The sequence below is a fragment of the Rhodococcus sp. DMF-1 genome, assembly GCF_021441945.1.
Lineage (GTDB): Bacteria > Actinomycetota > Actinomycetes > Mycobacteriales > Mycobacteriaceae > Rhodococcus > Rhodococcus ruber.
Map to the genome: position 1 here is coordinate 1,640,584 of NZ_CP090442.1, position 13,060 is coordinate 1,653,643.

At 73.5% G+C, this 13,060-nt stretch carries 8 protein-coding genes; 2 read left to right on the plus strand and 6 right to left on the minus strand.

Annotated features, from left to right (window positions below; translation table 11 throughout):
* Positions 1-98 precede the first annotated feature (98 nt).
* From LZP97_RS07695 to LZP97_RS07715, 5 genes are all read right to left on the minus strand, one after another.
* A complete protein-coding gene (locus LZP97_RS07695) occupies positions 99-4,244 on the minus strand; it encodes a TIGR02680 family protein (protein WP_210062871.1) in 4,146 nt (1,381 codons plus the stop codon).
* A complete protein-coding gene (locus LZP97_RS07700) occupies positions 4,241-5,620 on the minus strand; it encodes a DUF2398 family protein (RefSeq protein ID WP_048774380.1) in 1,380 nt (459 codons plus the stop codon). The genes LZP97_RS07695 and LZP97_RS07700 overlap by 4 nt, the downstream gene beginning before the upstream one ends.
* Positions 5,617-7,083, minus strand: coding sequence for a TIGR02677 family protein (locus tag LZP97_RS07705; RefSeq protein ID WP_029540225.1), 1,467 nt, complete (start codon positions 7,081-7,083; stop codon positions 5,617-5,619). The genes LZP97_RS07700 and LZP97_RS07705 overlap by 4 nt, the downstream gene beginning before the upstream one ends.
* A gap of 184 nt (positions 7,084-7,267) precedes the next feature.
* Positions 7,268-8,302, minus strand: a complete 1,035-nt coding sequence (locus LZP97_RS07710) for a hypothetical protein (RefSeq protein ID WP_048774379.1) — start codon at positions 8,300-8,302, stop codon at positions 7,268-7,270.
* Positions 8,303-8,806: 504 nt separating this feature from the next.
* A complete protein-coding gene (locus tag LZP97_RS07715; protein WP_048774377.1) occupies positions 8,807-9,412 on the minus strand; it encodes a helix-turn-helix domain-containing protein in 606 nt (201 codons plus the stop codon).
* Positions 9,413-9,491: 79 nt separating this feature from the next.
* On the opposite strand from LZP97_RS07715, the gene LZP97_RS07720 reads away from it, so the two are divergent.
* Positions 9,492-10,478: an NAD(P)/FAD-dependent oxidoreductase gene (locus tag LZP97_RS07720; protein WP_225222421.1), complete on the plus strand. Its 987-nt coding sequence runs from the start codon at positions 9,492-9,494 to the stop codon at positions 10,476-10,478.
* 236 nt (positions 10,479-10,714) lie between these two features.
* Complete coding sequence (locus LZP97_RS07725; RefSeq protein WP_048774383.1) at positions 10,715-11,773, plus strand: tyrosine-type recombinase/integrase; 1,059 nt, start codon at positions 10,715-10,717, stop codon at positions 11,771-11,773.
* Positions 11,774-11,779: 6 nt separating this feature from the next.
* On the opposite strand, the gene LZP97_RS07730 is transcribed toward LZP97_RS07725, so the two are convergent.
* On the minus strand, positions 11,780-12,865 hold the full coding sequence (locus LZP97_RS07730; RefSeq protein ID WP_010596473.1) for a hypothetical protein: 1,086 nt from the start codon (positions 12,863-12,865) through the stop codon (positions 11,780-11,782).
* Positions 12,866-13,060: the final 195 nt, after the last annotated feature.

Genomic DNA, 13,060 nt, shown 5'->3' on the forward strand with positions numbered 1-13,060 from the left:
CCCTGCTTCCACAGCCCCGAAGCGGAACCCACCGTCCGGCGCATCGGAGCAGAGGGGGATGCGCCGCCTCCCGCATCGATCCGGGAGTACCCGCACCCCTACGCGAACTCGAGCGCCCCCTTCACCGGCGCCGGCACCCGCCGCGTCCCCGGCGACCCCAGCGCCGCCGCCAGATCCGACCCGTCGTGCTCGGCGAGCAACCCGCCCTCCGACCACACCAGCAGCGTCGCCCCGACCGTGTGCTCGGCCACCGAATGCGCCAGATCGTAGTGCGCGCACGCCGGCACCCCGGCATAGGTGATCCACAGGTCGTAGCCGGTCATGAACAGATCCAGATCGAACTGCACACTCAACCCCAGCAACTCCGCACGCCCGTTGTCGTCCACCCCGGCGAACGCCTCGTCCAACGCCAGCAACCGCGGCGCCTGCGGATCCGCCGAATCCAGCATCACGTGCGCCGCCGCGAACAACGGCAGATGCAGCGACACCGACTGCTCACCCCCCGACAACGCCGAATGCCGCGCCACCGTCAACCGATCCTCCGTGCCGTCCGCGCCGATCAACCCGAACGAGAACACCCGCCACCGCCGGTAGTCCAGCGTCGTCGCCAGGATCTCCGGATACGACCGCTCCGGATGCGCCGCCCGCTCCGCCCGGATCCGCGCCGCGAAATGCGCCCGCACCCGCGCCAGCTCCTCCGGACCCAGCGCCGACACCTCCCGATCCAGCAGCCGGCACACCGCCCGTGCCTGATCGTCGAGATGATCGGCCAGCACCCATCGCACTCCCACCGTCGTCCCCGACGACATGCGCCGTTGCCGCATCTCCGTCCCCATCCGGGCGATCAGCTCCCGCGCGTCCTCGGTGCGCTCGTGGATCTGCTGCGCCAAGCCCGCCAACAGCGCATCCTCGAGGATGCGCCGCTCCGCGTCGGTCAACAGCAGCTCCTGCTCCCGCCGCGCCGCCCCGATCCGCACCGCGAACTCCGCCACCGACGAGAACCCCTGCTCGTCCTGCACCCGCACCACCGTCAACCCCTCCGGCGCATCCCACTGCAGCCGATAGTCCTGACCGGCCGCCGCGAGCTGACCGTCGAACTCCTGCAACGCCGCCGTCAACGCCGACCGGGCCGCCTTGCGGGCCCCGTCCCCGCCCTTGACCGTCGCCGTCGCCGCCGCCAGCGCCGCGTACAGCGCCCCCACCGCCGCGGGCACCGCAGGCACATCCCCGTCCGCCCGGGTGAGCCGAGCCTGCTCCGGCGCCGGCCACTCCACTGCCGCCGACGGCCACCGCAGCTCCTCCGAGATCCCCAGCAGCGCCAGCACATCCGGCCGCGCATACGGCGCCAGCTGTGCCGCATCGGCCCGCGTCTCGGTCAACGCCGACCGCAGCGCCTGCTCCGCCGCGACATGCGCCGCCTCCGCCTTCCCGAGCCGCTCGACCGCCTCGTCGTGCGCGCGGCGCGCGGCGCGTTGCTCCGCCCGCGCCGCCTCGATCCGTTCGCGGGCCTGTGCGAGCTGCGCGTCGATCTGCTGCGCGTCGGCGCCCAACGCCTCACGCAGTGTCGCCAGCCGCTGCTGCTGCTGCCGCAGCGACTCCTCGGCCGTGACCGCCCGCTCGGCGGACGCACCGGCCGCCACCCGGGTGTCGTCGCGCCGCGCCTGCGCCTCCCGCGCCCGCTCGATCGCGGCCACCCGCTCCCGCCGGGCACGCAACAACACCTGGCCCTGCGACTCGAAGAACCGGATCGCCGCCGCCAGCTGCTCGAGCTCGCGGACCGTGTGCGGCGCCCGGTGCCGGGCCGCCACCGACCGCACCTGCCGCTCCTTCACGGAGCATTCGGCGATCACCTGATCGAGGTCCCGGTCCGCCGCGGCCGCCGCCTCCCCGGCGGTGCGCAACGCCCCCGCGCACTCACTGACCTTCCGCAACGCCGCAAGCACCGCGCCGGTGCGCGGCACCGCCGACGCGGCCCCATCCAGCCGCGCCAGCCGTTCGCCGACCGCCACCCGCGCCGACTCCGCGTCCGCCACCCGCGCCCGCACCTCGGCGATCTCCGCGTCGAGCTCGGCCGATCGCAGGCGACGGCGACGGGCCCGCGCGGTCGCCCCGATGTACTCGGCCTCCGCCTTCGTGTACCGACCCAGCTGCACCCCCTGGCGGTAGCCGCCACGCTCGTCGACGGCCGGGCCGGTCTCGTCCGTCACCACGTCCGGCACCGCGACCGACGCCAGCACCTCCCGCACCCGCTCGGCCGGCACCCCGGTATCCGGTTCCACGACCAGCACGTCGGCCAACGTCCGGCCCGCGGGCCGCTGCGCCGGCGGCGCCGGCACCAGCACCGTCGCCCCCGCGGGCACGTCTCCCGCCCCGCCGCACACCCAGCCCGTCAACAGGTTCGCCGCCTCCAGCGCCGCCTCGAGGCCCGCGGCCGCCTCCGCGCTCACCGCGTCCGCGAACCGCACCAGCCGCCACAGCGGCGCGCCCGACGTGCCGGTCCCCGCGGTCGACGCAGGGAACGCCGGGGGAGCGTCGTCGCGCTCGGCCTCGATCATGTCCCGCTCGGCCTCCAACAGCGCGATCCGCTCCCGCCCGTGCGTGATCTCCGCCTCCAGGCCACGGCCGCGGAACCGCAACTCCTCGACCACCGGCGCCGTGCGCTCGGCCAGCACCGCCGCCGGTGTTGCCGCCTCGTCGTCGCCGGCCGCCGCGATCGCCGCAGCCAGCGCCTCGAACAGCTCCTCCGGCCCGTCGACCCCCGACCACGCGTCCCGATGACCGGTCCACCACTCCCGCAACAGGGTCGACGCCTCCGCGCGGGCCGACTCCACCGCCGCGTCCGCCGCGTCCACCGCCGCCCGGGCCGACTCGCGCTGCGCCCGGGCGCGCTCGGCCGCGGCCTCCGCCCGCACCCGCGCCGCCGACGCCCCCTCCGCGGCCGCCACCGCCGCCCGCACCGCGCGCACATCCGCGGCCCGCTCCTCCGCACACGCGGCGACCGTCGCCGCGATCTGGTCACCGCCGATGTCCCCGCCCGGCCCCGCCCACTCGACACCCGCATCGCGCGCCGCCCCGGCGAGCGCGTCCTCGGCGCGGTGTGCCGCGGACGCCGCGTCCGCGGCCGCCTCCGCGGCCCGCCGCGCCTCCTCCTCACGCTGCGCCAGCTCCACCCGCGCGCGCTGCGCCTGCTCCGCCTGCCCGGCCGTGGTGCGCTCGAGATCCGCCACCACCTGCGCCAGATCGTCGAGCTGCTGCTTACCCTCGTACGCGCTCGACCGCTGCAGCGCCTCGAGCGTCGCGCGGGTCTGCTCGAGGTCCCGCTCCGCGACCTCGAGCCGCTCGAGCGTCAGCGCCCGCTCCACCCCGGCCCGCTCGAACGCCGCCACCGACGCCGTCCACTCCGACGTGCCGGCGTCGACCGCCGCCAGCCGGGCCCCCAGCCGGTCCACGTCGGCGCGAGCCTGCTGACCCAGGTAGGTCGTATACACCGCGACGAACCTCTGCGCCGCGTCGTCGGCCGCCGCCAACGACTCCAGCGTGCGGGACACCTCCTCCATGTCGGCGAACGACCGCGCCGCCTCGAGCACCAGCTGCTCGTCGAGCGGCCGCAACCCGTCGGTGAGCGCCTGCGACAACCCCTTCGGATCCAGATTCTTCGCCAGCTGCGGCCGGCGCAACGTCAGGATCAGGTTGATCAGCTGCTCGTAACGCTCGATCCCGAGCCCGAACAACCGCGCATCGATCGCCGCCCGGTAGTCCACCGGCCGGTCCGTGACCGCATCGGCACCGACCTCCTCGATCAGCTGCCGCCGCGTCAGCGGACGATCGGCCGCATCCAGCAGCGAGAAGTCCACACCGACCCGGCCGTCGACGACGAAATACCACCGCGTGACCTTGTCGTGGCCGCGCGCCGCGCGCATCCCGACCCCCACGGTCACCGCTTCCGGATCGTCCCGGCGCCCGCGGCAGAACTCCATCCACACATACGAATACGCACTGTCCTGCCCCTGATACAGCAGGTTGGACCGCATCGTGCGCTCCTCGCCGGCGAACGGGTTCAACCGCCGCGGCTCGATGCGACCGTCGAACACGAACGGGAACAGCACCTCGAGCGCCTTGGTCTTGCCCGACCCGTTGGGCCCCCGCAGCACCAGCCGACCGTCCGCGAACGAGAACTCCTGATCCCGGTAGTCCCACAGGTTGATGATCCCGGCCCGGGTGGGCCGGAAACGGGCACTGCTCACGACATCTCCGCTTCGTTCGAATCCTCGCCGGCCAGCGCGAGACGCGGATCGCGTTCGCGCACCGTCACCACCACCCCCCGGAACCGGGCCAGCGCCGGCAACGCCAGCACCCCGCCGGGCACCCGGGCCACCAGCCGCTGCCGCTCCAACATCGTCACCGCCGCCTCCAGCAGACCGGCCGGATCGGCCTGCCACTGCGCGGCGAAGGTACGGCCGAACTCGTCGGCCAGCCGCGCCACCGTCTCCGCCAGCCAACTGTCCTCGACCAGCGGATGCGCCGGCGCCGGCCGCGGCCCCGGGGGCGCATCCGCCGCAGCCGCGTCACCCGCCAGCGGCGCGAACACCCCGGCCGCCGGGATCGCGGCGTCCAATCCCGCCTCGAGCTCGGCCTCCGCGTCCACCGGCCGCGGCAACCGCACCGGTTCGCACCCCGGCTCCGACACCCGCGCGCAGATCTCCCCGGCCAGCAACAACGCCACCTGCGGAACCGTCCCCACCCCCGGAAACCGCAGATCCGACATCCGCCCCGACGAGTCCACCAGCGCGACGCCCTCCGCGCGGCGCTCGGCCACCAGCCCCGTCAACAGCTCGATCCCCGCGGTCGTGCGCGGCAGCGCCAGCTGCAGCCGCGCCTCGTCGTCGAGTTCCTCGGCATACACCACCGGCCGCTGCACCAGCGCCCGGCGCACCCGCCGCGCCACCTCCGCGGTGCCCACGCTCCGGTCCCCGTCGCGGCGGTCACCGTCGCGGCGGTCACCGGCGGCGAGCAGGCCCCGCACCGAGTGCAGGTGCTGCAGCGCCCGCGGCGGCCGGAACAACGCGGCCACCACGGGCCGGTCGATGTCGTAGAGGGCCTCACCTCGCTCCGGGTCCGACACCCAGCCCCCGGCGTCGCCGTCCGCCAGTGCGATCGCCCCCCGCGCCGCCAGCCACGCCACCGCGTCGACGAACGCGTCCCGGTCCGTCGCCCGCTCGGGAGCCAGTTCGACCCCGGGCACCTGGCCCGCCTCGGACGCGACCTGCTCGGCCAGCTCCGACAGGGTGATCTGCCCGCCCGCGCGGCCCAGCGCCGCCAGCGCCAGTGCCAGATATGCGTACCGGCGACGGTCGAAGGGCCGGTCGGTCACCGAGCGCGCCCCGCCCCCGGGATCGAGCCGGTCGGCGACGGTGAACAACCGCGCGGTCGTCTCGGTCACCTCGAGCCGGTACCCGAACAACTCGAGCAGGTCCTCCCGCAGCTCCGTCGCCCACCGGCGCAGCAGCGGCAGCGCGGCCCGGTCGGGGTATCGGGTGGTCACCAGGTGGTGCGAGAGGATCAGCCGTGCCGCCCGCTGGTAGGAATCCCGGTCGAGCGGCGAGATCCGCCGGGCGCTCACTGCACGCTCACCCGCAGCCCGTCCAGATGCAGCCGGCCCCGCGCCGTCCGGACCACCGTGCCCTCCGGGGCCGGGCTCAGCGTCAGCCGCACCCCGTTCTGGGTGCCCGTCGCACCCGGCACGGTGCCGCTGACCGGAACCCGCGCCGACAGCGCCGCGTCGAGCAGACCCAACAGCACCTCGGTCTCCGGCTCGGACAACTCCCGCTCGTCCACGCCGCCCGCCGCGAGGGAGCGTGCCGCCTCGGCCCGCGCCCGCTGCGTCGCCAGCTGCCGCTCCCGCAACCGCCGGACCCCGGATTCGTTGCGCTGCACCCGCGCCGGCGCTCCCGCCGACGGGGTGCGCCCGGTCTCGGCCAGCGTCCGGGCGATCGGCACGGGTGGCGCGTCCCACCACGACGTCGTCACCGGGACCGTCTCCGGGTCGGGATGCACGACGGAGAAGTGCCGCGGGCGGCCCAGGTCGAACACCGCGTCGAACAGCGCGTGCGCCGACTGCTCGTCCGGCGCGGCCGCGAACCAGGCGGCCAGGTGCCGCAGCTGCGATTCGCGGCTGACCCCGCCCCGGCGGGTCTCCGTCAATCGCCGCAGCAGCGCCAGCACCGCCGCGATCGCGCTCATCGTGCCGTCCCGGAGCCGCTCCGACTCGCTGGGCACGTCGGCGGCGCCGACGAACCACCGCTCGAGCCCACGCCACCGGGCCCACCAGTCCGCGTGCCGCTCGGCCACGGACAACAGCATCCGCTCGTCGTGCGCGGCGGCGAACCCGAGCATGCGGTCGATCCCGGTCTCCTGCACCCGCGCCAGCGCCGCCGCGAGTTTAGGACCGTAGCGGGCCAGGTCGGTGCTGAACTCCCGCATGTGGGCCAGCACCGCATCCTTGTGCGCCAGGAACGACTCGGGTGTGACCTCGGTGGTGCGCACCAGGTCGCCGAGCATCAGGTAGAACCCGGCGGCCCGCTCGGCCATGTCCGACAACGTCGTGTCCAGCCGCGACAGTTTGCGGTAGACGAGCTCGCCGTCCCCGGCGTCGTTCGCCGCCGCCAGCTCGGTCAGGTCGGCCAGTAGATCCGCCAGGGCGAGACGCGACAGCGACGCGTCCTCGCCGCGCGCGCTCAGCACCTCTTCGACCGCCCGGAAGGCGTGGTAGCCGGCCCGGCCGAACTGATACACGTAGTGCCGGTTGCGGTACTCGGCCAGCGACGCCACCCGGGTGCCGTCGTAGCTGCGTTCGAGCACCCCCCAGGCGTGCAGCTGCTCGAGGAGGGGCGCCACGTCCTGAGCGGACAGTGCCGCCGCCGGATCCGTCGAGCCGGTCCGCTCGAGGATCGCCGCGACCTCGGCGGCGTGCAGCAGCACGACGTAGTTGGCCCGAGCGATGTCGAAAGCCCGCAGCACCCAGAGGTACTCGGCCCGCTTCTCGGCCGTGGCGAACGAGAACAACCGGAGCCGATCGTGCTGCACCCCGGGCCCCGGGTCGGTGTGCCCGGCGGGCGGCTGCGTTTCGTTCACCGTGACAGGGTAGGCGGGGGCGGCCCACGTGCCACGCAACCCCCGGTGCCGTGCGTGCCACACCCGGGGCGGGAGGCGCCGCCGTGCCTCGCGTGGGCGTCCGGTCGTCGCCGGGGTCGGGAACGTCGCCGCTCGGTCAGCTCTCGGCCGGCGTCGTCTCCGTCGGGTCCGCCTCGCGGCGGGTCTCGGCCGCCGCGGCGTGTGCCGCGGCGAGCTCGCCCCGGAGCCGGTCCCGCTCGCCGCGCAGGTCGACGATCTCGGCCCGCAGTTCGTCGCCTCGATCGCGGGCCGCGGTCTCGGCGGCCCGCGCGGCGGCCGCCGCGACGCGAGCCTCCTCGAGGGCGCCGCGCAGTTCCTCGACGCGGGCGCGTTCCGCCGTGAGATCGGTGTCGAGCCGGGCCACGGCCGCGGCGGCCGTGGCCGCCTCCTTCTCCGCCGCGGCGCGGGTGTGCGCCAGTTCGTCACGCAGGGTCGCGAGCTCCGATTCGAGCCGGGCGAGCTGCTGTTGCTGGGTGGTGACGGTCGACCGGTACTCGGCGATCTCCGCGGCGTGCGCGGCCGCGGTGGCGTCGATGCGTTCCTGCCAGGTGCGCAGTGTGTCCGCGTGCTCCTCGGCCGCTCGTGTCGACTCGTCGCGATGCGCGGTCTCGAGGTCCCGGATCCGGGTGTCGTGCGCGGCGCGGGCGTCCGCCAGCTCGCGGTCGACGGCCTCGACGGCGGCCTCCGCGTTGTCGCGGTCCTCGGTTGCCTGGGCGAGTTGCTCGCGCAGGCGGGCGATCCTGGCATCCGCGTCCGCCTTCACCTTCGCCAGCTCCGTGGTGGCCCGGGTCATCTGCGCCTCGAGTGCGTCCGGGTCGGTGAGCTTGTCGACGGCCGCGGTGATCTGCGCGGCGACGGCGTTGTACTGCGCGAGCGACGTCGCGTTCAGGGTGCGGAGCGCGGCGACGGCGGACGCCAGGTTGGTGGCTGCTTCGGCCGGGCCCGGGGGAGTGGTCAGCTCGGCCAGGGAGGCCGCCTCCCTCTTCTGCCGTTCGCGTTCTCGGTAGGCCCGGACCCGGTCTGCGGCGGACGCGTACTTGCGCGGCCGTCCCGGCTTCGGGCGCGCGTCGGGCATGCGTTGGTCGGGCATGCGCTGGTCGGGCAGGGAGTCGCCGGTGCTCGCTTCGCTCACGGATTCCTCATCTCGGTCGGTGGTTGCCGCCATATCTATCAGGGGGAGGGAGAGGCCAGGAGGCGTTAGTGGAATCGGCTGCCTACGGAATTCCTTGATTAGCCGAATCACTGCCCAGCTCTTTCTCGACCGAGCTCACCAGCCGAGCACACGAGGAGGGGGCCTTCCGGCGGGCTGAATACGGGCCCCGGCGCGTCCTATGGGCCGCAGTGTACGTGTCTCAAAACGAAATGAATTACGAAACGAAATGAATGAGAAAAAATAATAGCAGTTAGATAACTGGTGCTATGCGGACGAAACTCGAAACGTTACGAAGACCCATCCAGTCGACCTCCGAAAGGGCGCATAGATTCGCATATATGCATGGATCGGGCATGATCGTCATAACCCCCTCTTATAGTGAGTCAGAACGCCGTGGGTGGGCGAAAAGCGGGGAGGGGTTCCGTGCCGGGGCTCAGCGGTGAACCATCGGCCCTTCCGTGCCCACACGGGAGCGGGAGATCTCTACGGATCGGACTGGCGCGGAACAGGTTTCGTGGCCGGACGGGCGCGAAGATGCGCTCGTTCACCCTGCTTGCCGAACAGGCTGAGGAACTCGACCGGTTCGGCACCGGCGGCGCCGAACCAGTGCGGCACGCGAGTGTCGAACTCGGCCGCCTCCCCGGGGGAGAGAACCAGGTCGTGCTCACCGAGGACGAGCCGTAGCCGTCCGTCGAGGACGTAGAGCCACTCGTACCCCTCGTGGGTCTGGGGATCCGGTTCCCCGCGGCTGCTGTCGGCGGGGAGCACCAGCTTGTACGCCTGGATCCCGCCGGCTCGCCGGGTGAGCGGCACCATGGTCATGCCGTGCCGGGTGACGGGACGCAGGTGAATGCGCGGGTCGCCCGTCGGCGGGGCGCCGACCAGTTCGTCGAGCGTCACCCCGTGCGCTCTGGCCAGGGGCAGCAGCAGCTCGAGCGTCGGTCGGCGGGTTCCGGACTCGAGTCGGGACAGGGTGCTCACCGAGATGCCCGTCGCCGCCGAGAGATCGGTCAACGTCGTCTCGCGGGTACGCCGCAGCGCGCGGAGCCGGGGTCCGACCGTCGCGAGCGCCTGGTCGAGATCGTCCATGCGGTAATTTTGCCATATCGGCAAATTATGTTGCCAGTCATTGCGGTCGGCACGCACAGTCGTCGTGGAGGTGGTCGAGATGAGCGACGTGCTCGGGTACGGATACGACGTGGTAGTGATCGGCGGGGGAGCCGCCGGGTTGAACGCGGCACTGATGCTCGCCCGCGCGCGACGATCGGTGGTCGTCGTCGACGCGGGTGCGCCGCGCAATGCACCGGCGACGGGTGTGCACGGGCTGCTGGGCCGCGAGGGGATCCCGCCGGCCGAACTGCTCGAGCGCGGCCGGGGCGAGGTCCGCGGATACGGCGGTGACGTGGTGCGCGCCGGCGTGGATGCTGTCACCCGCAGAGACGGCGGGTTCGAGGTGGCGCTGTCCGACGGCCGGGTGACCCGGGGGCGTCAGGTGCTGGTGGCCACCGGAGCGGTCGACGACCTGCCCGACGTACCCGGCCTGCGGGCACGGTGGGGACGAGACGTGCTGCACTGCCCGTACTGCCACGGCTGGGAGGTCCGCGACCAGGCGATCGGCGTGCTCGCGAGCGGCCCCATGTCCGTGCACCAGGCCCTGCTGTTCCGGCAGTGGAGCGCCGACGTCACCTTCTTCACCCACACGGCGCCGGGGCCCGCCGCAGAGGAGGCGGAGCAACTGGCCGCGCGTGGCGTCCGGGTGATCGACGGTGAAGTCGTGGCAGTGGAGACCGTCGACGACCGACTTGCGGGGGTACGGCTGCGTGGGGACCGGATGATCGCCCGGGAGGCGCTGGTGGTCGCGCCGCGGATGGTGGTGCGCGCCGATTTTCTCGCGCCCCTCGGGGTGCGGCCGGCGCAGCATCCGGCCGGGGTGGGAGAGCACATTCCGGCGGACGTGACCGGCCGCACCGACGTCCCCGGCGTCTGGGTTGCCGGTAACGTCACCGATCCCGTCGCCCAGGTGGGTGCCGCCGCGGCGGCAGGCGCGGCCGTCGCCGCCCGGATCAACGCGGGCCTGATCGCCGAGGAGACACGGCAGGCAGTCGAGGCCCGTCACGGTCGAGTCCCGGGCCGGTCGCACACGCCCGCGCGCTGACCGACGGGAACAGCTGCTGCCCCGGTGCGCCACACGGGTGCGTGCGTCGCACCCCCGAGCCGGGCACGACGCGCCGGCCGGTGTCGTCGACGCGAGGGGCGCGATCGACGCGTATCGTCCGTGCGCGAAGGGTCGGGCAGAGGAGTGGTGTCACCGTGACGAATCAGTTGCCGGGCAATGATTCCCCCGACTCGCCACTGCCTGCGCCGGCGCTTCCCCCCGGTGTGGAGGAGGCGATGCGCCGGCTCCGCGCCAAGGCCGCATCGGAGAACACCCGCGCCGCCGTGACCAGCGACTGGAACAAGTTCGCCCGATGGTGCGACACCGTCGGTCACGTCCCCCTTCCGGCCGCGCCCGAACTCGTGGGCTGGTACCTGACCGAGAAGTCGGGCGAACTGCGACCCGACGGGCGGTGGGCGTACGCCCCGTCGACCCTCGCGCGATGGGTCGCGACGATCAACAAGATGCACGCCTTGGCGGGACTGCCGAAGCCGGGACACCACGAGGCCGTGCGAGACGTGGTGCGGGGCATCCGGCGGACCCGTGCGGCGCCACCGGCGCGCCGCACACCCCTGCTCACCGACGACATCCGGGCGATCGTCGGAGCGATGCGCACCGCCGCCACCGAGTGGCCGGATCGGGTAGCCGAGCGCCGCGACTCCGCCCTGCTACTGCTGGGGCTCGCCGGTGCGATGCGCCGGTCGGAACTGTCGGCACTGGCCATGTCCGATGTCGTCGCCCATCGGTCCGACGGGTTGTACGTGACGATTCGTCGCTCGAAGGCGGATCGGGACGCGCGCGGGCGCACCGTCACGCTCCCGTACGGCCGGGATCCGCAGACCTGCCCGGTGTGCGCCTACCGGCGCTGGCGCGAGGTGCTCGACGCATGGGACGCGGACGGTGGGGCGGCGGTGCGGGAGTTGGTGAGCGCCGAGTGTGCCGCCGGCGACGAGCACTGCTGCCGCGGTGTCGCGCCGGGGACGGGGAGTGTGGAACGGCCGCTGTTCCGCACGATCCACCGCACCGGTGCCGTCGGCAGCGGCGCCCTGAGCGGGCAGTCGGTGCACTCGATGATCCAGCGCCGGGCGCGGCAGGCGGGGTTCGCGCCCGAGGTGGTCGCCACCCTGGGCGGGCACAGCCTGCGCGCGGGGTTCGTCACCCAGGCCGTCCGCAACGGAGCCACGACCCAGACGATCATGACGCAGACGGGGCACGCCGACGAGCGGATGGTGGCGCTCTACAGCCGCCAGCACGCCGGACTCGCCGGCAATGCCGTCACCGCGCTCGGCCTCTGACCACGGTCAGGTGCGCCCCACGGGCCGGCGCCACGCGCTCGGGTCGGCGGTGAGCGCCGCGAGTAGGTGTTCGGCGGCGTTCGGATTGCGGAACGGTCCGGCCAGCAGGTCCGCATAGACCTGGGACGGTGCCGCGAAGCGTAGTCCGTCGCGTCGCTCCATCCGCTCGAACACCACCGGCGACCACGGCGTGGCCACCACGACGTCGGCGCCGCGGTCGACCGGGCGCAGACCCAGGGCCTGGGCGAACGTGTCCGGGTCGTCGGCGTACACCTCGAGGACCTCGGCGCCTGCGTAGTCGGTGGCCCCGAGACCGGTGATCGCATAGCTCAGGTCGAGCGGTTCGGAGAGATCCGCCCGTACCGTGCCGATGCCGTCGGGCGCGGCGAATCCCCTTGTGACGCAAGGCTTACGGTCCGCAGCCCACGCGCGCAGCATCTTCTCCCAGTGCACCATCGTGATCGGGCCGCGCGGAATGCGGCGGATCAGTTCCCGTTCCCCGAGGACCTCGACGACGCGGTAGGTGGCGCCGGTGGAGGCACCGGAGAGCCGGATCAGTTCCGGTACGGACATCTCCCCGGTGAAGTCGGCGAGCGCCCGGACCACGCGTTCGGACGGTTCGCCGGTGAGCACGCCCGACGGCCGGCCGGGCCCGCGCCACGGGTCGGCGTCGGCGCCGCGGTTGCGCACCCACATCGCCGGCCGGGACGCGACGAGCGTGAGATTCCCGGTCGCGTCGGAGTACGAGATGCCGTGCTGATCGAGCTGGCGGCGGACCGGATCGGAGAGATAGTGAGCGCACACGAATCCGCGGTCGGACTCGGACAGTTCCGCGGCGATGCGCGCGACGTCTCCGCTGAGGACGCCGCGGGACGCGATGACCGCGTACGACACCGATTCGCCGTCGGGCGCGGTCACGAGGATCCGGTCGGGGGCCGCGGGGGAGCGGGGGCGGTCGGAGGTGACCGTCCAGCCCAGGGGCAGGCACGCCTCGACCACGGCGATGGCGCGGCGGTAGATGTCGATGGGCCGCTCCGGGCGGGGGCCCGTCGCGCTGTCGGCTGGTTCTGCGAGCGGTGCGGACGCGGTCATGTCCCCACCATAGGTAATCGGTACGACACGGAAGCCCAACAATTTGCGAACACTCGTTCTCGGCTTGTAGTGCAGGGGAGCGGAGCGGCAGGCGACGAGGCGCAGAGTCTCGGAACAGCAGAATCCGGAGGCCGATGTTCCGTCCGGTCGGCCCGAGCCGGCGAAGCCATGTGAGGACGTCGAGGGTGGTGCGCA